The following is a 22,173-nucleotide window of genomic DNA, read 5'->3' as shown; positions in this document are numbered from 1 at the left end:
GATTTGGTGGATGCGTTTTTTTGTCTCTTTTTCGATTTTTCTATCCGTTGGGATTTTGACGATCCAATGCAAAAAACAAACCTTGGAAACAACCGAAATCTCTTCATTCCTTCCGAAACCAAAGCTGCATTTGCAGATGGAAGGGAAAGGGAAACGAGGTACTGTCATCGGTATCGAACCCTATCTCACCAAATACAGTTACGCATCCGAGGAAAGTTTTTATACAAGTGTAAGGGAATACGTAGAGAAAGCAAAAGACAACGACGCAATCTTTGTCGACAGAACCATCCTCGTTTTTCCCGAATACATTGGCACCTGGCTTGTTGTCACAGCGGAAGACAAATCCATTTTTGAAAAAGAAACCATTGCCGAAGCCATGGAAACATTGGTAAAACAAAACCTTGGTTCTTTCCTGTGGCATTATCTCTTTAGCAATTCTTATGCAGAAGATCACCTGAAGGAAACTCTCTTTCGGATGAAGGCTTGGCAAATGGCTGATCGTTACCAAAGGATATTTTCCCGATTAGCATTGGAGTATCGTGTGGCCATTGTGGCGGGTTCCATTGTGTTACCTCATCCAAAAGTGGTGGAAGGAAAAATCACACCAACGGATGGTTCTTTGGAAAATGTAAGTTTTTATTTTCATCCAGATGGGAGAGTAGATGAACAAATCGTTCGCAAACTCTTTCCGATCGCAGAGGAAAAACAATTTTTATCGGAAGGTGAGTTGAATCAAAATCCAACTTACCGAACCTCTCTTGGGAAATTGTATACAATGGTTTGTGCTGATTCTTGGTTTCCAGAAGTGTATGAAGCACTCGAAAATTCAGAAGCAGAAATTTTGGTGGTTCCATCCTTTGTCGCACCTAATGAAGCCTGGTTGGAAAAATGGAATGGTTACAACGGTTATGCGAATCCCAAAGATGTTTCAGGAAAAGATATTGGTAGCATAACGGAAAAAACAGCATGGAAACGATATGCGATGTTAGGCCGTTTAAAGAACCCCAAGGTCAAACTCGGGATCAATGTGTTTTTTCGGGGAAAGATTTGGGATATGACAGCTGGTGGAGATGCTTTTTTCCAACTGATGGGAAAACCAGTCAACAATTTGGTCAAAGAAGAAAAAATCCAAGGTAGGTTGTATGTATTCTATCTCTAGAAAGTCATTTCTTGCATTCCTTCTTTTTTGTGCGGGAATCAAATCAAAACTCAAATATTGTTACTTTAGCGATTCTGAAATCAGAACACTCACTCGTTTTTCTGAAGTGGTATTGCCAATCCATGAATCAAGTATGCCTAACTTAGAAGAAGCGAATGTTATGCGAAGATTGGATGAAGAGTTGTATTTTGTTTCGGAAGAAATCCAGGAAGACTTTCACTCTGCTGTTATGGTTTTGGAATACTTACCATTTTTATACGGCAGGTTTCGGTGTTTTTCCAATATGGAACCAGAAGATCGCATTTCATTCTTAGAAACTGTGTCTGATACAGATTCGGATGTAGTTCGTGCTGTGATTGGGAACTTAAAACTTTTGGTTTGCCTTGTATACTATGGTCATAAGTCCACTTGGGATTCCATTTCTTACCCGGGTCCCTTTGCCAATCCCCCAGAGAAATGGAGTGAAGCTCGCCTCCACTACCAAAACTTACTCAAAGGAAATTAAGGGTTAAGATGAAAAAAACAGGGATCTATCGGGATTTCAAAAGTTACCAACCAGGGGAAGTGATCACAGTCGATGTCGTCGTGATTGGGTCTGGTTGTGGTGGTGCCACCATGGCCTATGAACTTTCCAAAAAAGGAATCAAAGTGGCACTTCTGGAACAAGGTGGGAATTACCACACAGGAACCTTTGATAATAACGAATTGAATATGGCAGGGAAAGTGTCCGCCGAACGGAATTTTCACACCACAAGTGATGGTGGGATCAATTTGGTTTATGGAAATAATTTAGGGGGAGCATCCGTTCACTACTGGGCTGATAGTTACCGCACTCCCGAAGATCGCCTACTGTTGTGGAATCGGAAGTATGGCATCGAACACCACCTTCCTGAAGACTTGGCTTCGTATTGGAATGAGTTGGAAACGGACTTACATGTCACACCTGCCACGGAAGAATACTTCAATCCAATGAATCGTTTGTTTCGGAACGCATCACAACGATTAGGTTGGGAAGGTCACAATGTTCCCCAAGCCAGAAAAAATTGCCAAAAGTCAGGGCATTGTATGCAAGGATGTCTCTTTGGTGCCAAACAATCGCAACTCATCACACACATTCCAAGTGCTGTCCGAATGGGAACCGATGTCTATACAGATTTACGAGCAGAACGATTGGAGATTGTGGGGAACCAAGTGAAGGGACTTGTGGCTGTAGTGATAGACAGACGAACTCTAAGACCCACACAAACCAAACTTCGGTTCCAAACAAAGGCAGTCTGTGTTTCGGCTGGTGGTTTTGGCAGTAGTAAGTTTTTACTGAAAAATGGTCTGAAAAAACGACTGCCAGCACTCGGAAAATTTTTAGCGATCAATCCTTCCCCCATGGTGCACGCACTCTATGAAGAACCAATTGTTCAATGGCGAAATATCCCTGCGGCGTACGGAGTGGAAGGCTTTCGTTTGGCAAAATTTCAAAATGGTTCTTACAAAGAAGGTGGGTATATGTTGATGCCAAACCAATTGCAACCAGCCACTCTTGCTGCTTTACTTCCTAGTTTTGGAAAAGACCACTTTCGTTATATGAAACAACTTGAGTATTTGGGTGGAACCATTGGTTGGATTGATGATGTGGAAGGAGAACTTGGCTCCATTGAAGTGGATTTATTTGGAAAAACAAAAGTAAACTATCCCTTTGGAAAGATCACCAAACAAATCTTTAGTGATCTAACTTACAAACAGATGAAATTGAATTTTGAAGCAGGCGCCAAAGAGGTTTTCCTTGCAGGAATGAAACTACGCAAATTCACCAAGTTACCTAAAAAAGAAGAGATCGATGCACTTGCTTGGAGGCCCGCAGAGTTTCCGATGGCAGCTCCTCATCCCGCTGGTGGTTGTCGGATGGGAAAATCGAGTGAAACTTCCGTTGTGAATTCCAAACACCAAGTGCACGGATTTCAAAATCTGTTTGTGGCCGACTCTTCTGTCTTTCCCACTGGTGTCAGCGTGGATCCAAGTTTTACCATTATGGCATTTAGTAAAAAAGCTTCGGAGTTTATAGCAGACGTTATATGAGGTTTTTGTTCCGGAACACTGCTACGGTTTCCACATGGTCTGTTCTTGGGAACATGTCCACCGGTTGCAAGGAATTCAGAAAGTATTGTCTCGTGAGAAGGTTTGTATCTTCTCTGAGACTCATTGGATCACACGATACATAGACAATTTTTTTAAAACCCAATCCAAGGATGGTTTCTGCTACGTCCGCACCAAGACCTGTCCGTGGTGGATCGAGGATGATTGTGTCGTAATTTTTTCCATACAGAGTTGGTAACACTTCTGCCACCCGACCTTTGCGAAAACGAACATTATGCACTTTATTGAACTTCACGGATTCTAACGCAGTTCTATGTGAGTTTGGATTTTCTTCAATCCCCAGGACTTCCTTACATTGGCCTGCGATCCAAAAGGAAATAGTTCCAATCCCAGAATAGGCATCGATGACACGTGTGTCTTTTTCCATTTCGTCTAACACCAAATTGTACAAACTCGGTGTTTGGATGGGATTCACTTGTAAAAAGGTGGAAAGACCTACACGGAATTTGTGTTTTCCAAAATGTTCGTGGATATATGGTCTACCCCATAACAAATGTTCTTCGCGTCCAAGTGCCATCGTTGTGTGTTTAGTGTTGATGTTGTGAATGATTCCCACAAGTTTTCCAAACTTTCCTGATTTCCCAATTCGGTTTTGGATGGCTGTGTGAAGTCTTTTGGAAGCATCTTTGGCATGAGGAAGGTCTTCTTTCGCAGTGACAATCCCAAGAATGATCTCTCCTGTGGAGATAGACTTTCTTGCTACCAGGTACTTCATCATTCCACGGCGTGATTTTTCATTATAAGGAAGAAGTCCTTCTCGCCTAGCCCATTGTTTGACGGCGAGGGCAACTTCTGTGAGTCCTGGGTCTTGGATTTGGCATTCTGTTTGGTCGAGGACAAAGGTGGATTCGCGGTTAAAGAGTCCAAGAGTGAGTAAGGTTTTGTTCCCCACAATGCGGCGGCCAAAGGGCAATTGGATTTTGTGACGGTAGTATTCGGGGGAGGGACTAGGAACAATGGTTTTGAATTCTACGTGGCGATACTCTTTAAAAAGTTCTTTGATGTTTTGTTCTTTTTTTCTCAGTTCTTTTGTGTAATCGATGTCGAGATAATTACAACCACCACAAGTACCAAAGTGGGTACAAATGGTATTGTTTGGTTTTGTTGTTGTCATTTCGTATTTCCTGAACCAACCAGTTGGTCAATGGACTTATATCCACGTTCTTTCACTACTTTGTCTAAGTAGGAACAAATTTGATAGGGTAAAAAAGGACCCTCATAAATATAACCTGTATAAATTTGGATGAGGTTGGCACCTGCTTCCATCATCTGCAGAGCTTTTTCTCCAGAATCAATTCCACCCACACCGATGATGGGAATTTTCCCTTGTAAGGTTTTGTAAGCAAGGGAAACAAAACGAAGTGATTTTTGAAATAAAGGACTACCTGATAAACCACCTTCTGGTGGATTCGTTTCACCTAATACTTGTTTATCGAGAGTGGTATTCGTTAAGATAACTCCACTAATTTTGTAATCTAAACAAACTTTCAGATTTTCGATGAGTTCTTCTTCCGATAAGTCAGGTGCAAATTTTAAATACAAAGGAATGGGAAATGCGTTCTGAAATTCTTTTTGAATTCCTTCGATTAAATCGATCAAACTTTGTTTGGTTTGGAGAGAACGTAAACCAGGAGTGTTCGGTGAACTGATGTTGATGACCGCATAATCGCCATAAGGGAGTAATTTTTGAAACGTATACACGTAATCACGTACGGAATCTTCCAAAGCGGTGACTTTGCTTTTTCCTGCGTTAATTCCTCTCACACCACACTTCTTTTGGTTTTTTAGGTGAAGTTCTGCAAGATCTGCCCCAGGATTGTTAAAACCCATTCGGTTCACAAGGGCTTTGATTTGCGGGTAACGAAAGAGTCTTGGTTTTGGATTTCCTAGTTGCGCTTTGGCTGTGATCGTTCCTACTTCAATGAAACCGAATCCCATATGGATCATTGTGGGAAATAATTCAGTTGTTTTATCAAATCCAGCAGCAAGACCCACTGGATTTGGAAAATGGATGCCTTGGATGGTTTGTTCCAATCGTTTGGAAGAATATTGGAAGATGGCACTCAGGGTCTTATGAAAAAAGGGGATTTTTTTGGATAAAGAAAGAAAGGTAGCGACTAAATGGTGTGCCGATTCAGGGTCTAAATGGAATAGAATGGGTTTGATTAGGTGATGATAAACCAAGGGAAAAATCCTTACGTTGATTCTTTTTTCCCCGCGATTTCTTACAATTTCTTTCCGAAAATAACAATGTTTCCTATATTCCTTCCAAGGACAGTACTTGATGCCATCTAATTCCCCAATCTCTCGTATTTGGCAAAATCCATCTGCCTTTCCTCATGAAGAGGTCCTTCGGGAATTAGAAAATTTACTGAGGTCAAACCCAGACTTCTGGCTCAAAATCAATCGAGATGGAATCATCGTAGATTATAAAACTTCTCGGTTTGTGAATATCGGTGACAAACCGGAACTGCTTCTAGGACAACACATAAGCGTAGGCCTTCCTCCTTATTTACGAGAAATTACATCCGAAGCACTCGAATACTTATCTGACAAAAAAAGTTTGGTTTTTTGGAAAGAATATTCTTATGGCGAAGAACCTAATATTCGTCATGTGGAAGTGCGGTTTGTTGTTTTGTATGATGGATATATTATGTCCAACCATCGTGACATTACCGAACGCAAACGTTTAGAAAATGCGTTTTTAGAAAGTGAATCTAGATTCCTTTCCATGGCACAAAATGCAGCGGATTCGATTGTGATCATCAATGACGAAGGGATCATTCAGTTTTTTAATAAAACAGCAGAGAATACTTTTGGTTACAAACAAGAAGAAGTAATTGGGAAAAATGTAACCATCATCATCCCACAAGAATATAAAGACAAACATGATGGGTATCTAAAGCGGTATAAAGATACAGGCGAAAAACATATTATTGGTGAAGGACGAGAAGTAATCGCACAACGAAAGTCAGGCGAAGTATTTCCATGTGAGCTCTCTGTGGGAGAATTCAAAACCAAAACTGGAAAAATGTTTACGGGAATTCTTCGTGACATCAGCCAAAGAAAACTCCAAGAAGAAGAACTATACCAATATAGAAATCACCTAGAAGAGTTGGTCGAACGGCAAACCATGGACTTAAAAATGTCCAAAAATATTGCAGAAGAGGCTTCCTATATGAAGTCACTCTTTCTTGCCAATATTTCCCATGAACTCAAAACTCCAATTCATGCAATTCTAAGTTATGCGGAACTGGGAGAAGAAAAATCAGCGAGCGTTCCCCCAGAAAAAATTAGAGAATACTTTCAGATCATTGATTCCTCTGGGAAACGACTACTCGCCCTTCTTGAAAATCTTTTGGATATCGCCAAATTGGAATCGGGAAAAATGCGTTATCTCTTTGAACGAAATTGTTTAAAGGAAACAACCAAATTTGTGATCAATGAAATGCGGGCGATTTTGGAAAAAAGAGGGATCACAGTTGTTTTACTGAATAAGGAAGAACGTTGGGAAGCTGAATTTGATTATGAAAGAATCCAACAAGTGATTCGAAATATCATTTCCAATGCATTAAAATTCATTCCAAATGACACTAATATTGAGATCAATTTGATAAAAAGAGAATTTATTCCAAGAAAATCTCAGTCTTATGTGGAAGGAATTGGGATACAAATCCGGGACTTTGGACCTGGAATTCCACCAGAGGATCTCGATAAAATTTTTGAAAAATTCATCCAATCCAAACAAGTGAAAGCTGGTACAAAAGGGACTGGACTTGGTTTGTCGATTTCTAGAGAAATTGTAAATGATCACAATGGATTGTTATATGCTGAAAATCATGAAGATAAGGGAGCAGTTTTTACCATGTTAATACCTAGTTCCCGCGAAGGAATTCGATGATCAATTTACTCGCTGTTGATGATGAGATGATCAATCTAATGATCATTGACGAATCTTTATCAGACAAAGGATTCACTGTTGTCAAAGCAAAGGATGGCGAAGAAGCCTTCCAAATTTTAAATTCAGGGTCCATGTTGTTTCATGCCATCATTTTGGATCGTTTGATGCCAAAGATGGATGGGATCGAACTTTTAAAAAAGATCAAACGTTCTGAAAAATACCGTGATATCCCTGTCATCTTTCAAACGGCCATGAGTTCCATCACTGATATGACAGAGGGACTGGATGCAGGCGCTTTTTATTATCTAACCAAACCATATTCGCGTGCACTTCTCGTTCGAATTGTGCAAACAGCTGTTGAACATTTTATCAAATTACAACGAGCCAAAGAAGACCTTCACAAAGGAATGGGTGCTCTTCGGCACATGATCACTGGTGAATTTCGGATTAGATCGATCCGTGAATCTCATGAACTGGCGCCATTACTTGCCAATGCATGTCCTGATCCCGAACGTGTGTTAACTGGGATCATGGAGATTCTAAACAATGCGATCGAACATGGAAACTTAGGAATTTCGTACCAAGAGAAATCGGAACTCCATGATAATGACAAATTGATGGAAGAAATCTTTCGTAGGCTCGATACACCGGAATACAAAGACAAATTTGTAAAGGTGACGTTCGAACGAAACTTGGAGCGGATTGAAATTCGCATCAGTGACCAAGGGAAAGGATTTGATTGGAAACGGTATTTGTCGATTGAAGCAATGACGAAAAATGCGTTCAAAACGCACGGTCGTGGGATCTTTATGGCAAAAAAATTATCTTTTGATGATCTCACTTACATCGATGAAGGAAGAACTGCGATCATTCGCATTGATTTAACGAGCAAAACCAGTAATTTACTCACAGACTTTCAGGAATAATTTTATAGAGTAAACACGAGTGGATCGGTAAAATCAGAAATGATTTGATCCACATGAGGTTTTAGTTCTTCTTTCGTGTGAGAAGTGGCAATCCCTAAAATAGAACATCCTGCTGCTTTCCCTGATTGTAAACCTGCAATCGAATCTTCTAAGACAATACAATCTTTTGGACTAAGGTTCAAACCTTTGGCACAGAGTTCGTACACTTCGGGATGAGGTTTGCCATGGGTCACCATGGAACCATCAATGATCACATCAAAATAGGATCGTAAGTTCAAATTGTCCAAGGTGAAATTCACATTCATCGTTGGAGCAGAAGTTCCTAGCGCTAACTTTACTGGTTTGGATTTTAAATACTGAAAGAATTCGAGAATTCCTTTGTGTGGTTTCATTTCCTGTTTGTATAAGGTTTGGTATAAGTGTTCTTTTTCGGCACCATAGTTTTGGATTTCTTCTTGTGTGATCTTTCCAAAGATCATTTGGAATAAATCAGCATTGGTTTTTCCATTATACGTATCACGGTAGATTTGGGCATCGAGAGGGAATTTGTATTTTTTTGAAAATTCCATCCATGCTTTAAAATGAAATTTGTGATTGTTTACAACCACTCCATCCATATCAAAAATAAATCCTTTATGTTTCATCTTCTATCCTTTCGTAACCACCCACAAGTCCCGTGATAAAATTGGGAATTTTGGTCGTAAATGTGAATGGTTTTTTTTGAAACGGATGAGTCAAGGTAATGGAAAGGGAATGAAGTGCCATTCTTGGAAAGGATTTTGTTTCGTTTCCATATTTGGTATCTCCGACAATGGGATGACCTTTTTCTGCAAAATGTACGCGAATTTGATTTTTTCGACCAGTGATGAGATCAATTTCGAGAAGGGAATACAAATTGGATTCTTTTAACACTTTGTATTTGGTTTCGGAAAACTTTCCGAGTTTGGGATCATCAACAGAATAAACGCGGTGGGCTTTGGACTCTGTTAAATACGATTGGATGGAACTTTGTTTGAGTTTCCAGATTCCATGTGTAACTGCGATATAAACTTTTTTGGTTTTGTCCCAATCTTCTTGTAATGTTTGTTTGGCGATTTCTGTTTTAGCAAATACCAAAACACCAGAAGTATCACGATCCAATCGGTGAACGATAAAAATTCGATTTTTGGAACGATCACTTCCTTTTTTTACATAATCCATAAGGGAAGCGTAAGCAGTTTTTGATTTTTCAGAATCAGTTGCAATGGTGAGTAGTCCAGCCGGTTTATCAACGACGAGGATGTCTCGGTCTTCATGTAAAATGCTCAAACCTTTTGGTAAAAACCGAGTGTTTGTTTTTTGTTTCATTCTTTCTTTAGGAGTTTTAAAACTTTGGGATTGTTTTGTCTTTCGGCAAACTCAATCGCAGATTTCCCCCATTTGTCTTTTTTTTGCGGATTCGCACCGGCGTCGAGTAGGAGTTGGATGAGTTCATATTTTTCATTTAAGATGGCACTTTGTAATTGAGTGGCACCATATTTGTCCCAACCATCGATATCAGTTTCGACACTCAAAAGGATTTTCTAGCACAGGACTGATCTTTGTATTTTGGTCCATCAAATTCCTTTTGGTACATTATCTTTGCTTCTGTTTTCCAAAGCATACTTCCATCTAACAAACTGATACGATAGAGGTAAAAATCTGATGTTCCCAGGATGGCTGATTTTCCATCCGTATGGTAACGGATGCTATAGATAGTTTGGCCATCGATCTCGGGAGTGATGGTGTTTTGGATTTGCCAGGATCGACTCGGGTTTGTGACCTCCGCACCTTCCTTAGGAATGGTTGGGAATTTCGCAAGAGACTGGGCCCCAATCGCGAGTGAGGATAGGAAGAATAGTAGAAGGAAGGTGTTGTATCGCATCCGCGAGAGTCTAAGGGAAAGTGAAAACGGGGTCAAGACTTCTCTGAAACTGGAAATTCTCCTGAAAACGGAACGAGATTCGCCTGAAAAATGTTTAATTTATTGAATAAATATCTGTTAAAACAGAAATTGGAAAAGGGGACTTCACTGTGAACGCCATCGAAGAAACAAAACCTAAACAATATGTCCCATTACTTCAACCCATCTTCTCTGTGGAAGAGCAGACGGTCATCGGTTACGAATCTTTAGGGCGAGTGCGAGATGAGAAAGGATCACTTGTCGTTGTTCCCGAATTTTTAGATCCACATGTCACTCCCCTGCGAATGACAATGATTGATCGAGAGTTACTTCGACTTTCTCTAACAAATATCAAAGATACGAGTGACCAACTCTTTGTGAACATGTCACCTGATCAGGTGATTTTGGAATATGAAGAGAGTAAGGGGAATTCACTTCCCATTGCGGAGATTGTTCAGGAATCGGGAATTCCTTTGGATCGAATCGTTGTGGAGATCACTGAAAAATCGGGAAGTTATGGAACGGATGTTCTTGCTGCTGGAGTGGAGTTACTTAGAGAACAAGGATTTCGCATTGCATTAGATGATGTTGGATCTGAATCATCCAACTTAGAAAGGTTAGGTGCGATCAAACCCGATATCATCAAAATTGATTTGAATCACTTAAAAAAGTCCATTGAAAAAAGGGAATACCAATCCATCTTAGAATACCTCAAACAAATTTCACTCAGCATTGGATCCCAGTTATTATTTGAAGGCATTGAAACAGAAGAGGAATTGTACCAAGCTGTAAGTTCCGGTGCAACATTTTTGCAAGGTTATTTTTTAGGAAGGCCATTGCAATACAGAGAAGACAAACAAATCATAAAAGATGTTGTCGTTCCTCACTTACATTTGTATCACGAATCAAAACGAAATGAAGTCGCAAAAGAAATTGAATTTGAAAAACAAATCAAATCCAAATTGACGACTCTTCCTTTAAAAACGATCACCTTAGGAGATCGTGTGATCATTGACCCACAAAGTTTTTTTAAATTGGATCCTCTCATCCAAAGAGTATATGTCACCGATTGGCAAGGAACTCAAGTATCTCCTTATTATGAAAGAACCAGTGAATCTGGATTTGTAGAAAATATGAGTTTTTTACAGAAAAACTGGTCTTATATGCCATTTTTTTATAAACACGTCAAACAAGTGTTTCGTGATTCAGGCAACTGGCAAGTGAGTGACCCGTATTGGGATAAAACGCTAAAAAAGAAAGTGATTGTGTTTTCCCATGTCAACGAAATGGGTTATTCCTTTTTTGTGGATTTGGTTTTAGAAGAAGGTTAATCTTTCAAAGTGATAAATCAGTTTTAGGAAGGAAGTTTGATTGCATTCCAAAGTAGATCTTCTGCTTCTTTTAAAAATTGATCATCCAATTTAATTTTACCGTTTCGAGATGCTTTTTTTATCTAAATAGGGAAGGTTGTATTGCATTTCTAAAAAATCAAATGCGACTGGGTTTTCTCTTTGGAATTCAGCCATGGATTTCCATATTTGATGGAATTGTTCCTTTGGTTCGCGTGTTATGGAAACATTCTCTTTGATTTTCTGAAATAGATTTTCTTGCCATTTTTGAAAGAGGGAATTTACGAGTTCTTCTTTACTTGCAAAATATCGATAAATCGTTCCAGCCGCAACATTGGCACGTTCCGCGATGAGGGGTACTGCCGTTCCATCAAAACCTTTTGCTGTAAACAACTCGAGTGCAGCTGACAAGATCTCTTCACTTTTGTTCAATTTAGAAGCCTTTTCGATCAATTGAGATACCTATCCAAACCCAAATCAAATGTTTAGGGGAATGGAAATGTCCAGAGGGAAAAGCACTTCTTTCAAGAGGTACTTTTTTAATGAATTCCAAATTCTCTTATGGAGAAAATCCTTCTTATGGTCCAAACGGGTATTTTATTCTGCAAACCAATGTAAAATCAGCAGTGGAAACCTTACAATTTTTAACGCAGAATGATGCAGAAGTTCCTATCTCTGGTTTTAATAAAGAAGTGTTTAAAGATTGGATCTAGACAAACGAATCGTTAGGTGAAGAATCCTTTGTGAATCTTTATTATTTATTCGAAATTTGGAAAAATAAAGTCTTTGATCCCGAATTTTCCAAAGTTTTATCCCGAACCCATAAAAGTTTAAAATATGTAAGTGAATTAAAAGATCCATCCGAAATGGAATCTTTTATTGTGAAACATCCAATTGATGCAGACATTCTCAATGAACCAAAAATCCAATCCGCATATCAGAACTATATAACAAGACAACTTGATTTATTGTTCCATATTGAAAGAAGTAATCAAGAAATCTCGAATCAATTTGAGTCCTTTTCTGAAATTCCCTATTTGCAAGAGTTAGCATTTCAAAAAATCATGGAGGCGGGAGAATTTGTTTTTGATCCACTTCCTCCAAGTGAAATCGTTCCGAATGCCGAAACCATCACTCTCACAAAAAAGAATTGGACGCTCTCTATTAAGAGACCAAGACAAGTTTCTCTTCGTTTTTCGTTTCTTTCCAATGCAGAGTGGAAAATCAAAAAAATTCAGTCAGTGCCTAATGAAGATTCTCTTTTGTTTAAACTGATCGCTGATAGCGGAGAAGAATTTCATTTCAAATCCAAACAACTTCCCAAAGTATTTGATGGTGCAGAGAAAATGAAACTTTTCACATCCACTTTAGCAAAAAAGGCAACAGAGATCATTGATAAATATTCTTCTGATTCTGCGAAACAAGCAGGTGTTTACTTAGCTTTGAAATTTGGAAAAGGTGGATATGATCCAATTCACAACATATATGATTATACAATTGATGACCCGGCCATCATTCATTACTTTTTTAAAAATAATAAAATCATCAAAGCTGATAAATCTGAAATCTCAGGTGATCTCTATTATAAAACCGGCGATGAATATACGACTCACATTTTTGATGCTTGGTATCAAAAGTATAACAAGGAAACGAAAGAGTATACAGTGTTTTTAAACTATACTACTCAATCTTGTGGTTGTGATTGTTTTGAAGACAAATATGTTGATAAACAATGTTGGACCGCTGGTGAAGTGATTCAAATTCGTTTTCCAGGAGATGTCATTCTCAATCAAAACTTTTCAGAAGCCAAGGTGACGTTTGAAAAACCCGACTCTGAAATCTGCAATGAGCCGTTAAACCAATAAAGGATTCCGATACCTAGGGATCCTCGGATACCAAAACATTATCCAAATTGGATCACTTTCCTCAATTTTCCCCTGCCACCCAGGGGAAAAAAAGCAATTCGTTCCTTTCTCTCCCAAAATTTCAAACTCGACAGTAAGATTTCCTTCCTTTTTTTAGTAGACTATTGTCGAGAATTAAGAATTCCCCAGAATTCCCATTTGGGGTCCGTTCTTTAGAAATTGAGGGTAAAAAGTGTTCACAATTGCAGATCTTTGGAAACAAGGGAAAATCATCATCAATCGCATTCGTTTTGGTTTAGTATTATTATTTTTACTCGCTATGATTGGATCCAAAGATGAATTCCAACCAAAAATGTTTTTAGTTCATATGGTGGGAACTTGCACCATGGGATTCTATTGTGCGATTGCGTATGTCTTAGAAAAGAAAACAAATCCACCAACTTGGTTTCATAAAATTTTAATCCTTCTCGATACACTTGTGTTGTCTTTGACTATCATTTTGGATTGTTCATTAAGTTTAAATGAAGCGGAAGCGGCACTTGCCAATGCTGTTGTATATTTTATCTTTTTTTTCAATGCGATTTATTCTGGTTTTTTAGGGGATCGAAAATTTGTTTTGATCAACTCCTTTCTTGGCTCTTTTTTAGCTGCAGTTGCTTTGGTTGTTGCCGTTAAAATTGGTGGTGTACAACTTTCCGTTGATCCAGAACAATCCAGACAAGTTGGATATGTGGGACTGGCAGGGGAGGTGATGAAACCAATTTTTATTTTGATTGCAGGTTATATTGTAAGCCTGTTAGTTCAGCTCCTAACAAAAATTAGCTCCCTTGCAGAAATCAAAGCAGATGAAGCAGAAGTTTTATTACACCAAACCAAAGAAAGAGGAAAAGTTTCTGCTAATGCCGCAATCAAACTCGAAAGTTCCATCAATAATTTTAGTAAATTTGTTTCTGATACCTCATTAAAATTGGAATCACAAGCAGCCTCGTTAGAAGAAATCACTGCCGTGATTTCAGAACTCTCGAGTTCCTTTGAATCCAATGGAGCTTCCATTGAAGAACAAAACAACAAAGTCCAAAGTATGGTTGCTGATACCGTTGAACTAAAAGAAACAGTGGATCAAATTTTAATCCAAAGTGAACAACTTGTTGAAATCGCTGAGATCAATAAAAAAGAAAGTATGTCTGTTACGGAAGTAGCTGATCAAACAGCATCCCATCTCGAATCCATCCAAGCTTCCTTTGACCAAGTGAATGAAATCAACAATATAGTTGCCGAAATTGGTGAAAAGACCAACTTACTAGCATTAAATGCATCTATTGAAGCTGCCCGCGCAGGTGATGTAGGAAAAGGATTTGCTGTGGTAGCCAATGAAGTGAGTAAACTTGCTGAATTCACCAAAAACAATGTGAAACGAATTTCAAGTGTTGTAAAAAGTTCAAAAGATATTATCACTAATGCAAGAAATGCCTCAAAAAGTACAGGCGAATTGGCTAAATCACAAATTGAACGACTCAACCAAACTCTAGTCCAAATCCAAAACATGAACCAACTTTATTTGGAGCAAAGAAATACACTTTCTTCTATTCTTTCAGAATTATCAGATATTCGTGAGTTATCGAATCAAATTGCAGGTTCCACAAAAGAACAGTTATTAGGACAAAAGGAAGCTTCCAAAGGAATCATCCAACTCGAGATGGAAGTAAACGAAATCAGTCGTGCTTCCAAAGACTTAGAGGAACACATCCAAATGATCAAAGAAGAAGCCAATACCTTGGCTTCTATGGGTCAAAATTAAACAAGATGTCATGAGAGAAACCTGAGGATCTCATCCCGAACAAAGTCGGATCGTAAAATCATTTTATGACCCAAACCTTCTGTGGTGATGAGTTTCCCTTGTTTCCAAGCTTGGCTCACCATCTCACCCATGGAATGAGGAATTTCCAAATCACCTCGATCATGGATGACGAGTAACTGGTTTTCCAATTTGGGACCTATTACTTCTAAGTCGATACTTGCCATGGTTCGATTTACTTTTTTTTCCAAAACCGTCCGCATACACAAAACTTCCTCATCCGATAGCTGGAGGTATTGACTAAAATCGCGAATCAAATGTTCCAACTTTGAAGGAGGAGCAATGTAAACTAACTTCTTGGCAGAGACACCTAACTCTTGTGCAACGGAAGCCACGGCTCCACCAAATGAATGTGTGATGATTTTATCTGGATTTCCCAAATGTTCTGTAACGGCCTTTACTATGTGGGCAGACAAAACAATATTTGAATAACGCCCGGAAGAAAATCCATGGCCAGGTAAATCAAGTCCAATCACCCGATAACCTTCCTCAATGAGTGATGGAATGATCCTGGAAAAATTTCCTACATGTCCGTTCCATCCATGGACAAGGAGTATAGTTTCTCTAGAACTTTCTTTATCATTCCAAATATAAGTTTGGATTTTGTATTGATTCACATGTAACATCGATTTGGTGGATTTATCCAAAACATCCATTTCCTTTCTGGATGGATTTTGTTTTTGTGTTTTTAAAAACCTTTGTGTTATGACGTGACCAATCCACTTAGGATTTGCTTTTGCAAATTCCCATTTTTTATCCATCGAGATGGGGTAGATTCCATTCAAGGAACGAACGATCGTGCTATTAATGTTCATAAAATCTCCTGTTTCAGTTAAATTTCGCATCAATTTTTATTTCTTTCATTTTTATTTTTTACTTAATTTGTATGGCGTTTGATTAAATCGTTAAAACACTGTTTGGTTCTTTTTTCCACTTGTTTGTCTTCTAACAAGCGATTGTAAAAATGAAAAGATAGAACAAGTCCCCAAATTTCTTGCACCATTTGTTCCACATTCGTTTTTGAATCCAACTCACCCTTTTGTTTGGCTTCTTCCACAAACTGTTTTAAGGACGAATGCCAAGAAAGTTGAATTTTGCGCAAATGATCACGCACGACCCCAGGTTTGTCATCAAATTCAGAACTCGATGCAAGAAACAAACACCCACCTGGCAAATCAGAACGATTGGACCACATAAGCCAACTAAAGAATGCATTTCGGATCCTTGCAATTCCAGGTTTCGTTTTTAAAGTTGGATACAGAACAAAACGACGAAACAGTTCGCTTCCCTTTCGCAAAACATCGATTTGTAGGTTTTCTTTAGAAGAAAATTTGGCAAAGAGACCACTTTTAGACATACCCAATTCTTCCGCAAGAGTTCCAATGGTTAACCCTTCCAAACCATGCACACTTGCAATTTGCACAGCTCGGTCCAAAATCATCGATTTGGTTTCTTCGCCTTTGCTCATAATATTAGTACGATCGTTCGTTTAAATTTGTAAAGTCTTTTTTTAGGGTTGGGGCGCCTCGAATCAATTCGTATTTTCTATTTTGTTTTCGAAAAGGACCGGGCCTTACGTTCCCATCTTTCGTTTCTCGAAAGGATGTCCGCTGCAGTCCCTGGCGCAGGTAAGGATTTGTGAATCAAAAGGGGAAACCTATCCTTTACTTTGATTCAGTGATTCAGCTCACACGTCGATAAAATGTTTCTGTTGCTTTTGCCTCTTCTCCTGCTGGTGAAATATTATAAGCTGTGATCGAAAATTCTGATCCAGAGAGGATCTGTATTTCGGTTCTCCAACCCCAAAGGTCTTGCCCATATTCTGGGTTACCATACGATCCAGTCATAGAGAATCCATTTTTTGTTTGTGGACCACTTGATAACATGATTTGGGTTCCCATATGAAAACTATCAATCCAAGAGCTAGTGAATTTTTGATAAGGGATATCAAATCCGATGATCATTTTTCCTTCAAAGGGTTTTCCCTCTAAACTACTATTGTAATCCAAAGAAATAAACCGACCACCAAACAGACTTGTGACTGTCATATGAGAATCTGATTCATCTGCCAATACGTCTTTTTCAAACCAGGTTTTTGATTTTCCTTTCCAGTGACCAATGAGATTTTGTAAATGGTGGTGTGGCCCTGATTGTAATGATGTTTCGAATTTGTTAGCTGCCATATAGAATTTTCCTACTTAATCTCAAATTTCGAATTTATGTTTTTCTTTCGGGAACATAACGAAGGACCACTCCGCCCGTTGTGAGTGGATTTGTTTGTACCAATTTGAGTGTTTGGTTGGGAATCCCTTCTGGAAATAGTTTTTTGCCTTTGCCTAAGAATGTGGGTGCGATGCAGAGACGGAATTCATCAAATAAACCTGCCTTCATCAAAGAGATAGATAATTGCCCACTTCCGAAAACATACATGTCTCCATTTCCTTCTGTTTTGAGTTTGGATATTTCCGAAACTGCATCTTTTGTGATTCTACTTTGGTTCCATTCTGCTTTGGAAAGGGTAGTGGAACAAACGAGTTTGGGAAGTTGGTTCATGTACTTTGCCACTTCCCCTTCTTCTTCGGTGGCCTTCGTCCAATAGTCGGCCATTCCCTGGTAGGTGTTAGCACCAAACACCAGCATATCGGCAGAACGAAGTTGAGAGAGGCTCAACTCTTCTAGTTCTTTTCCCCAAACAAGCCCATGGAAACTTAGGTCCCAATTGGATTGACCTTCGAAGTATCCATCCAAAGTGATGACATTCCACATGATTAAGTTTCTCATAATGCTCTCTTCTAATTGATGATGTTAGGATGGATTTATAGTTCTTAGTCCGATTTTTTAGGAGATTCTAATGGTTTCATATCACCTTCTGCTAACCTTAAATCTCTTACATTTTTTTGAACCGCTACAGCAGCAAATAAACTGAGAATAAAAGAAATTGCGAAAAATCCTTTTTCGCTTAGGTTTAATGTAGCATTCCATAAACCAATCATAAGCAATAACAAAGTTAAGGCGACAGAAAACCAACAAAGTCCAATATAAATACCTGTAACAAACAATCCTTCAAGTTGGTCTCGAACTGTTTTTTGTAGCGAAACTGCCGAAAACAATCCATACATAAGTATGGTGATATAAAATCCTTTTTCATTTAACATCATTTCGGAATTCCAAATTCCAACAATAAAGGTGAACATACCAATGAGTAGGGATAACCAGGAGGCTCCAATAAATGCTGCTGATGGTTTTTGAGGTAACGTATTCATTTCAGAAAGATTTTTAAATTTTTAAGATTCGGTCAAGAATTTTGTAGGTTGATTGTTGTGGCACTTTAACTGAATCATTTTCATTCATTTAAGATGATCACGTTTCCTGTCCATCTAGATGCATAATTTCATGAAGTGTTTGGTAGAACTTTTCAATGGATCGGTCTACCTGATTGGATCGCCATTCTGGATTTTTCATGATTTGATCTTGGACATTTTTTACGACAGCTCGAACAAATGAAGTTCTTTCGGACAAAGATGAAATATCCAAAAGTTCTAAAGTTGTTTTTCTAGTATGCAATTCACTTTTAATCGCTATTGAAATGACAGAAATAGCATCCTCATTTGTTAAATGAAGATTTTGCACGAGTATTGATTTTGATGCTTGAATCAGCTTTATTTGCATTTCGCTGAGAGACATATGTTGAATCTATAAATCTCCTCTTGATTCGTAAAGTGAAATGTACAGGGTAATTCACACTTCGAATGACTCCGCGTTAAGGATACGGAGGGCTTGGTCCCTTGCCATCGTTAGGTGGCATGGGACGGGAGCGTAAGCGCACCCCGGAGTAGCCTGACCCCTGACAAAATGAATATACGAATGCAATGGTTTAGGGAACGCCCAAACCACCTAACTATTCATTGACAAATATTCGGAAATTGCGATGAATGAGTACCCCATGCGATGTTGGGGATTTGAAAAAAGGATCTGAAAATGAATTTCAAAATACTGATCGTACTACTTTTAGGGTTATCCTCATATAATTGTATTGGTTTTTTACTTCCTAAAGACCAACCTAACCAAACTTCCTTTTTACAGTCTTTCTTGGGAATTTTTTTGAGCAACAGTTCGGAAAGTGTTCGTTCGGTTTCCGCAGAAATTGGGCCAAGTGGGGGAACCTTACAGGCAAGCGACGGAAGTTTTTCCTTCGAAATTCCAGCAGGAGCCCTGGCGGATACCAAGATGATCACCATCTCTCGCAATGTAAGTCCCAATGGTTCCATCCCTGCGGAATACGGATCTACAAGCCCTGTCTTTAAATTTGAGCCGGAGGGTTTGAAATTTTTAAAACCAGCACAGCTCACCATCAATTACGAACAAGGACGATTGCCAGAAGCAGGGATCGAAGAACGTAGTATTGGAATGTATTATATCAAAGACGACTCCACTCTTGAGAAAATGAAAAAAGTTTCTGTGGATTATTCATCTAACTCGCTCAAGGTGGAAGTGATTCACTTTTCCTTTGGTGTTGGATTAAACGTTCAAATTTGGTTAGTTTCTAGTGGAATTCTGACTAATCCGAATGTTGTAGAAAATATTGCAGACCGAGTGATTGAAGAATTGGCAAATTATTCTGACTACGGTTATGCGAGTGTAAGCGAATATTACCAAGCGAATGCGGGGATTCTCGGGCCATTTATCAATGAACTGGTGGATGTGCTTGGAACGGATCCAATCACAGCAGCATTTCCAAACGCAGATTTTGATGGAGATGGTGCACCTAACTTTGAAGATCCGATGGTTCCTTCCCTTGGCCCAGTCATCACGGTAAATTCTGTTTCTGCACCATATGTCAGTACTGTATCGGGTTCGATCCTTTCCACAGAGATTGGGTGGAGATCTTCCAAAACAGGAACATATTCCATTCGTAAAAATGCTGCTGATTGTAATTCGGGAACTGCCATCTATTCCGGAAGTGTGACTGCCAATGTGAATCAAACTTCTGGTTCCATTCTCGCTTCTTCTTTGAATTTAGGAACCAACTCCCTTCGCATTTGTGTGACAAGTAGCGGAGTGACAGGATTTGGTGTTGCATCAGTGACTCGGGATGATTCGTCACCTGGTGTCACCATCCTTCCCTCAGGCGGAAGTTATGGTTCCATCCAATCTGTTGTGATGAATTGTTCTGATACAGGGGGAGCAGGTTGTTCCAAAGTGATTTATACTGTGAATGGAACTAATCCTACCTTTGGTGCTAATTGTTCCCCTACCAATGGAACAGAATATACAACTTCGGTTCCTACACCTAACCAAGCAACTACGACCTTTAAAGTGAAAACTTGTGACCGTGCGGGAAACCAGTCGGTTGTGTTTAGCGAAACATATACGGTGGATACTGTTGTTCCCACCATCACCATCAATAGTGTTTTGCCTTCTACCTATTTGAAATCGGGACAAATGGCAACAATCAGTTGGAAATCCGATAAAGAAGGAAATTATATTTTAAAACAAGGGGCTAGTTGCGGTGCGGGAACTCCCCTTTCGGGAACCAATGTGACGGGAACCGTGGCGGCCAACGAGTCTGTTACTTCGGAAATTCCAGTGGCGTCTTTTGGTTCGGAAGGGAACAAAACTGTTTTGGTTTGTGTAGGGAATCTAATTGGAACGAATGGATCTTCTTCTGTTTCCTATACGGTGGATTTTTCAAGTCCAGTGATCACTTCCTCTGTTGACAATGGAACCTATACGGCACCGCAGACACTTACCATCTCTTGTGATGACTTACATTCTGGATGCCACGAAATCATTTATACAGTCAACGGAACAAGCCCTTCCTTTGATGCAACAGGTGCGATTGAGAATGGACAGTTGTATACTGGTTCCATCATCACACCTAACAATACTGTGTTGGAATATCGCTTTTTGGCAAAAGACCATGCAGGAAATGTTTCCTCGGAGCTTGTGAGAAATTTTACAATTGGGGAATTGATTCCGAGATTTACGTCGTTTGATGTGCCGGAATTTGGAGGGAAAGGTGTGATTGATGAAACAGAAAAATCAATTACTTTGAATGTACCTAATACTTTGATAAATCCTTTCCTTTTACCGACGTACACGACTGAAAATACTACTAATGTTGTCTATACTGATGCACTTCCTCAACTTATACCATTCAATCCTGAAGATGAGACGCTATGGATAAGTTTAACTGAAGGTAGAACTTTATCAGGCTTAAGACTTACTTTGATCAGTCCAACAGGAACTAGAGTTGATTACAAAATTTATACGATTTGGCTTCATGCTTCTGTTTCTCCAAATGTAATTGGTTTATCTACACAATACAAACTCTATCTGATAGGTTGGTTTAGTGAACAGGCAAAATATCATTTCGAAACACCTCATGGTAATATTCCGATTTCATGTGCTAAGGCCTATGATTGGAACGAATACAATCGTAAGTATGAATGCAATTTTACACCGATCAATGTTGGGAATGGGTATTTGATGGATTTAATTGTCACAGAATCAGCACCGTTTCATACTTTTCGTTACCCGAGTAAGTTAAAAATGGCTGCTGTGAAAAATGGAGCAGGTGAGGCCAATGGAGAAATCCCATACTGTTTAATACAATATCCTAAATCGATCACAATGCCTGTGCCTGGAGATACCGAGATGATCTATGCGCGTGTCTACTATCCTGGACTCACAAGCAGTACAGTGGAAAATCCAACTGTATCCGGAGAAATTGGCATGGGTCCCGCAGGGACAGATCCTCGCTCAAATCCAAATTGGTACTTTACTCCGGCTAAATACAATAAGACTGAATGGAGTATCGATACAAATAATGCAGAGTATATGGCAAAATTGAATCTGTATCAAGGTATTCGAACCAGATCTTATGTAGCAAGGTTTTCGATTGATGGTGGATTAAATTATACCTATTGCGATACAAATGGAAGTGGTTCTAATGTTAATTTAATGGGGACTTATTATCCAGATTTGGAATTTACATTGGACAAACTGGGTTTGATAACTGTAACGAATCCTTATCCATTTTAATTCGT

General features: G+C 39.1%; 23 protein-coding genes. 10 read left to right on the top strand and 13 right to left on the bottom strand.

Translation table 11 applies throughout. The features are described 5' to 3' along the window. Nucleotides 1-10 precede the first annotated feature (10 nt). The 3 genes from EHQ59_RS12915 to EHQ59_RS12905 are packed head-to-tail and all read left to right on the top strand — an operon-like array spanning nt 11 to nt 3,229. Entirely contained in the window at nt 11-1,159 is a 1,149-nt protein-coding gene (locus EHQ59_RS12915; protein ID WP_135620066.1) for a nitrilase-related carbon-nitrogen hydrolase, read from the top strand. Continuing rightward, entirely contained in the window at nt 1,143-1,664 is a 522-nt protein-coding gene (locus EHQ59_RS12910) for a hypothetical protein (protein WP_135620065.1), read from the top strand. Before EHQ59_RS12915 ends, EHQ59_RS12910 begins: the two co-directional genes overlap by 17 nt. A gap of 8 nt (nt 1,665-1,672) precedes the next feature. Next, nucleotides 1,673-3,229, top strand: a complete 1,557-nt coding sequence (locus EHQ59_RS12905; RefSeq protein WP_135620064.1) for an FAD-dependent oxidoreductase — start codon at nt 1,673-1,675, stop codon at nt 3,227-3,229. Here EHQ59_RS12905 and rlmD read toward each other — a convergent pair. Together rlmD and EHQ59_RS12895 are read right to left on the bottom strand one after the other, a co-directional pair. Further along, nucleotides 3,222-4,421, bottom strand: coding sequence for a 23S rRNA (uracil(1939)-C(5))-methyltransferase RlmD (gene rlmD, locus EHQ59_RS12900; protein WP_135620063.1), 1,200 nt, complete (start codon nt 4,419-4,421; stop codon nt 3,222-3,224). The two genes, EHQ59_RS12905 and rlmD, sit on opposite strands and share 8 nt — an antisense overlap. After that, the gene (locus EHQ59_RS12895; RefSeq protein WP_135620062.1) at nt 4,418-5,491 is read right to left on the bottom strand and encodes a quinone-dependent dihydroorotate dehydrogenase; all 1,074 of its coding nucleotides are present in this window, start codon (nt 5,489-5,491) and stop codon (nt 4,418-4,420) included. Before EHQ59_RS12895 ends, rlmD begins: the two co-directional genes overlap by 4 nt. A 100-nt stretch (nt 5,492-5,591) precedes the next feature. Between EHQ59_RS12895 and EHQ59_RS12890 the strand changes: the two genes are divergently transcribed. After that, nucleotides 5,592-7,208 (top strand): sensor histidine kinase, encoded by a 1,617-nt coding sequence (locus EHQ59_RS12890; protein WP_135620061.1) that lies wholly within the window; start codon nt 5,592-5,594, stop codon nt 7,206-7,208. After that, the gene (locus EHQ59_RS12885) at nt 7,205-8,134 is read left to right on the top strand and encodes a response regulator (RefSeq protein ID WP_135620060.1); all 930 of its coding nucleotides are present in this window, start codon (nt 7,205-7,207) and stop codon (nt 8,132-8,134) included. Before EHQ59_RS12890 ends, EHQ59_RS12885 begins: the two co-directional genes overlap by 4 nt. 2 nt (nt 8,135-8,136) lie before the next feature. Here the strand turns inward: EHQ59_RS12885 and EHQ59_RS12880 are convergent, their stop codons facing one another. From EHQ59_RS12880 to EHQ59_RS17735, 4 genes are read right to left on the bottom strand one after another with little or no spacing between them, the layout of a single operon-like run. Further along, nucleotides 8,137-8,778, bottom strand: coding sequence for an HAD family hydrolase (locus EHQ59_RS12880; RefSeq protein WP_135620059.1), 642 nt, complete (start codon nt 8,776-8,778; stop codon nt 8,137-8,139). Continuing rightward, on the bottom strand, nt 8,768-9,481 hold the full coding sequence (locus EHQ59_RS12875) for an RluA family pseudouridine synthase (RefSeq protein WP_135620058.1): 714 nt from the start codon (nt 9,479-9,481) through the stop codon (nt 8,768-8,770). The genes EHQ59_RS12880 and EHQ59_RS12875 overlap by 11 nt, the downstream gene beginning before the upstream one ends. After that, nucleotides 9,478-9,687: an ankyrin repeat domain-containing protein gene (locus tag EHQ59_RS12870; RefSeq protein ID WP_208652387.1), complete on the bottom strand. Its 210-nt coding sequence runs from the start codon at nt 9,685-9,687 to the stop codon at nt 9,478-9,480. The genes EHQ59_RS12875 and EHQ59_RS12870 overlap by 4 nt, the downstream gene beginning before the upstream one ends. Beyond that, complete coding sequence (locus EHQ59_RS17735) at nt 9,684-10,037, bottom strand: hypothetical protein (RefSeq protein WP_167481408.1); 354 nt, start codon at nt 10,035-10,037, stop codon at nt 9,684-9,686. Before EHQ59_RS17735 ends, EHQ59_RS12870 begins: the two co-directional genes overlap by 4 nt. A 149-nt stretch (nt 10,038-10,186) precedes the next feature. Here EHQ59_RS17735 and EHQ59_RS12865 point away from each other — a divergent pair, with 149 nt between their 5' ends. Beyond that, nucleotides 10,187-11,386: an EAL domain-containing protein gene (locus EHQ59_RS12865; protein ID WP_135620057.1), complete on the top strand. Its 1,200-nt coding sequence runs from the start codon at nt 10,187-10,189 to the stop codon at nt 11,384-11,386. Between the two features lie 96 nt (nt 11,387-11,482). Here the strand turns inward: EHQ59_RS12865 and EHQ59_RS12860 are convergent, their stop codons facing one another. Beyond that, nucleotides 11,483-11,857: a TetR/AcrR family transcriptional regulator gene (locus EHQ59_RS12860; RefSeq protein ID WP_244245531.1), complete on the bottom strand. Its 375-nt coding sequence runs from the start codon at nt 11,855-11,857 to the stop codon at nt 11,483-11,485. A gap of 89 nt (nt 11,858-11,946) precedes the next feature. On the opposite strand from EHQ59_RS12860, the gene EHQ59_RS17730 reads away from it, so the two are divergent. From EHQ59_RS17730 to EHQ59_RS12850, 3 genes are all read left to right on the top strand, one after another. Next, nucleotides 11,947-12,117 carry a hypothetical protein gene (locus tag EHQ59_RS17730; RefSeq protein WP_167481410.1) on the top strand — a complete coding sequence of 57 codons (171 nt, stop codon included), beginning with the start codon at nt 11,947-11,949 and terminating at the stop codon, nt 12,115-12,117. Nucleotides 12,118-12,147: 30 nt separating this feature from the next. Then, nucleotides 12,148-13,269, top strand: coding sequence for a hypothetical protein (locus EHQ59_RS12855; RefSeq protein ID WP_135620056.1), 1,122 nt, complete (start codon nt 12,148-12,150; stop codon nt 13,267-13,269). Nucleotides 13,270-13,501: 232 nt separating this feature from the next. Further along, the gene (locus EHQ59_RS12850; RefSeq protein WP_135620055.1) at nt 13,502-15,067 is read left to right on the top strand and encodes a methyl-accepting chemotaxis protein; all 1,566 of its coding nucleotides are present in this window, start codon (nt 13,502-13,504) and stop codon (nt 15,065-15,067) included. Nucleotides 15,068-15,075: 8 nt separating this feature from the next. Here the strand turns inward: EHQ59_RS12850 and EHQ59_RS12845 are convergent, their stop codons facing one another. The 6 genes from EHQ59_RS12845 to EHQ59_RS12820 form a co-directional block, all read right to left on the bottom strand. Beyond that, complete coding sequence (locus EHQ59_RS12845; RefSeq protein ID WP_135620054.1) at nt 15,076-15,939, bottom strand: alpha/beta hydrolase; 864 nt, start codon at nt 15,937-15,939, stop codon at nt 15,076-15,078. A gap of 62 nt (nt 15,940-16,001) precedes the next feature. Beyond that, a complete protein-coding gene (locus tag EHQ59_RS12840) occupies nt 16,002-16,592 on the bottom strand; it encodes a TetR/AcrR family transcriptional regulator (RefSeq protein ID WP_135620053.1) in 591 nt (196 codons plus the stop codon). A gap of 214 nt (nt 16,593-16,806) precedes the next feature. Further along, nucleotides 16,807-17,307: a DUF1579 domain-containing protein gene (locus tag EHQ59_RS12835; RefSeq protein ID WP_135620052.1), complete on the bottom strand. Its 501-nt coding sequence runs from the start codon at nt 17,305-17,307 to the stop codon at nt 16,807-16,809. Nucleotides 17,308-17,341: 34 nt separating this feature from the next. Next, nucleotides 17,342-17,905 carry a dihydrofolate reductase family protein gene (locus EHQ59_RS12830; RefSeq protein ID WP_135620051.1) on the bottom strand — a complete coding sequence of 188 codons (564 nt, stop codon included), beginning with the start codon at nt 17,903-17,905 and terminating at the stop codon, nt 17,342-17,344. Nucleotides 17,906-17,949: 44 nt separating this feature from the next. After that, entirely contained in the window at nt 17,950-18,387 is a 438-nt protein-coding gene (gene yiaA, locus EHQ59_RS12825) for an inner membrane protein YiaA (RefSeq protein ID WP_135620050.1), read from the bottom strand. Nucleotides 18,388-18,484: 97 nt separating this feature from the next. Further along, a complete protein-coding gene (locus EHQ59_RS12820) occupies nt 18,485-18,808 on the bottom strand; it encodes a hypothetical protein (protein ID WP_135620049.1) in 324 nt (107 codons plus the stop codon). A gap of 294 nt (nt 18,809-19,102) precedes the next feature. On the opposite strand from EHQ59_RS12820, the gene EHQ59_RS12815 reads away from it, so the two are divergent. Then, on the top strand, nt 19,103-22,168 hold the full coding sequence (locus EHQ59_RS12815; RefSeq protein WP_135620048.1) for a chitobiase/beta-hexosaminidase C-terminal domain-containing protein: 3,066 nt from the start codon (nt 19,103-19,105) through the stop codon (nt 22,166-22,168). Nucleotides 22,169-22,173: the final 5 nt, after the last annotated feature.

The organism is Leptospira kemamanensis (assembly GCF_004769665.1).
Taxonomy (GTDB): Bacteria; Spirochaetota; Leptospiria; order Leptospirales; family Leptospiraceae; genus Leptospira_A; species Leptospira_A kemamanensis.
This window is presented reverse-complemented; position numbering and strand designations above follow the sequence as displayed.

What these genes read in the sequence shown, in the direction of transcription:
- EHQ59_RS12835 (WP_135620052.1), bottom strand. Translation starts at nt 17,307, where the DNA reads ATGGCAGCTAACAAATTCGAAACATCATTACAATCAGGGCCACACCAC.
- EHQ59_RS12885 (WP_135620060.1), top strand. Translation starts at nt 7,205, where the DNA reads ATGATCAATTTACTCGCTGTTGATGATGAGATGATCAATCTAATGATC.
- EHQ59_RS12820 (WP_135620049.1), bottom strand. Translation starts at nt 18,808, where the DNA reads ATGTCTCTCAGCGAAATGCAAATAAAGCTGATTCAAGCATCAAAATCA.
- EHQ59_RS17735 (WP_167481408.1), bottom strand. Translation starts at nt 10,037, where the DNA reads ATGCGATACAACACCTTCCTTCTACTATTCTTCCTATCCTCACTCGCG.
- rlmD (WP_135620063.1), bottom strand. Translation starts at nt 4,421, where the DNA reads ATGACAACAACAAAACCAAACAATACCATTTGTACCCACTTTGGTACT.
- EHQ59_RS12875 (WP_135620058.1), bottom strand. Translation starts at nt 9,481, where the DNA reads ATGAAACAAAAAACAAACACTCGGTTTTTACCAAAAGGTTTGAGCATT.
- EHQ59_RS12905 (WP_135620064.1), top strand. Translation starts at nt 1,673, where the DNA reads ATGAAAAAAACAGGGATCTATCGGGATTTCAAAAGTTACCAACCAGGG.
- EHQ59_RS12910 (WP_135620065.1), top strand. Translation starts at nt 1,143, where the DNA reads ATGTATTCTATCTCTAGAAAGTCATTTCTTGCATTCCTTCTTTTTTGT.
- EHQ59_RS12880 (WP_135620059.1), bottom strand. Translation starts at nt 8,778, where the DNA reads ATGAAACATAAAGGATTTATTTTTGATATGGATGGAGTGGTTGTAAAC.
- EHQ59_RS17730 (WP_167481410.1), top strand. Translation starts at nt 11,947, where the DNA reads ATGAATTCCAAATTCTCTTATGGAGAAAATCCTTCTTATGGTCCAAAC.
- yiaA (WP_135620050.1), bottom strand. Translation starts at nt 18,387, where the DNA reads ATGAATACGTTACCTCAAAAACCATCAGCAGCATTTATTGGAGCCTCC.
- EHQ59_RS12840 (WP_135620053.1), bottom strand. Translation starts at nt 16,592, where the DNA reads ATGAGCAAAGGCGAAGAAACCAAATCGATGATTTTGGACCGAGCTGTG.
- EHQ59_RS12815 (WP_135620048.1), top strand. Translation starts at nt 19,103, where the DNA reads ATGAATTTCAAAATACTGATCGTACTACTTTTAGGGTTATCCTCATAT.
- EHQ59_RS12915 (WP_135620066.1), top strand. Translation starts at nt 11, where the DNA reads ATGCGTTTTTTTGTCTCTTTTTCGATTTTTCTATCCGTTGGGATTTTG.
- EHQ59_RS12890 (WP_135620061.1), top strand. Translation starts at nt 5,592, where the DNA reads ATGCCATCTAATTCCCCAATCTCTCGTATTTGGCAAAATCCATCTGCC.
- EHQ59_RS12845 (WP_135620054.1), bottom strand. Translation starts at nt 15,939, where the DNA reads ATGAACATTAATAGCACGATCGTTCGTTCCTTGAATGGAATCTACCCC.
- EHQ59_RS12830 (WP_135620051.1), bottom strand. Translation starts at nt 17,905, where the DNA reads ATGAGAAACTTAATCATGTGGAATGTCATCACTTTGGATGGATACTTC.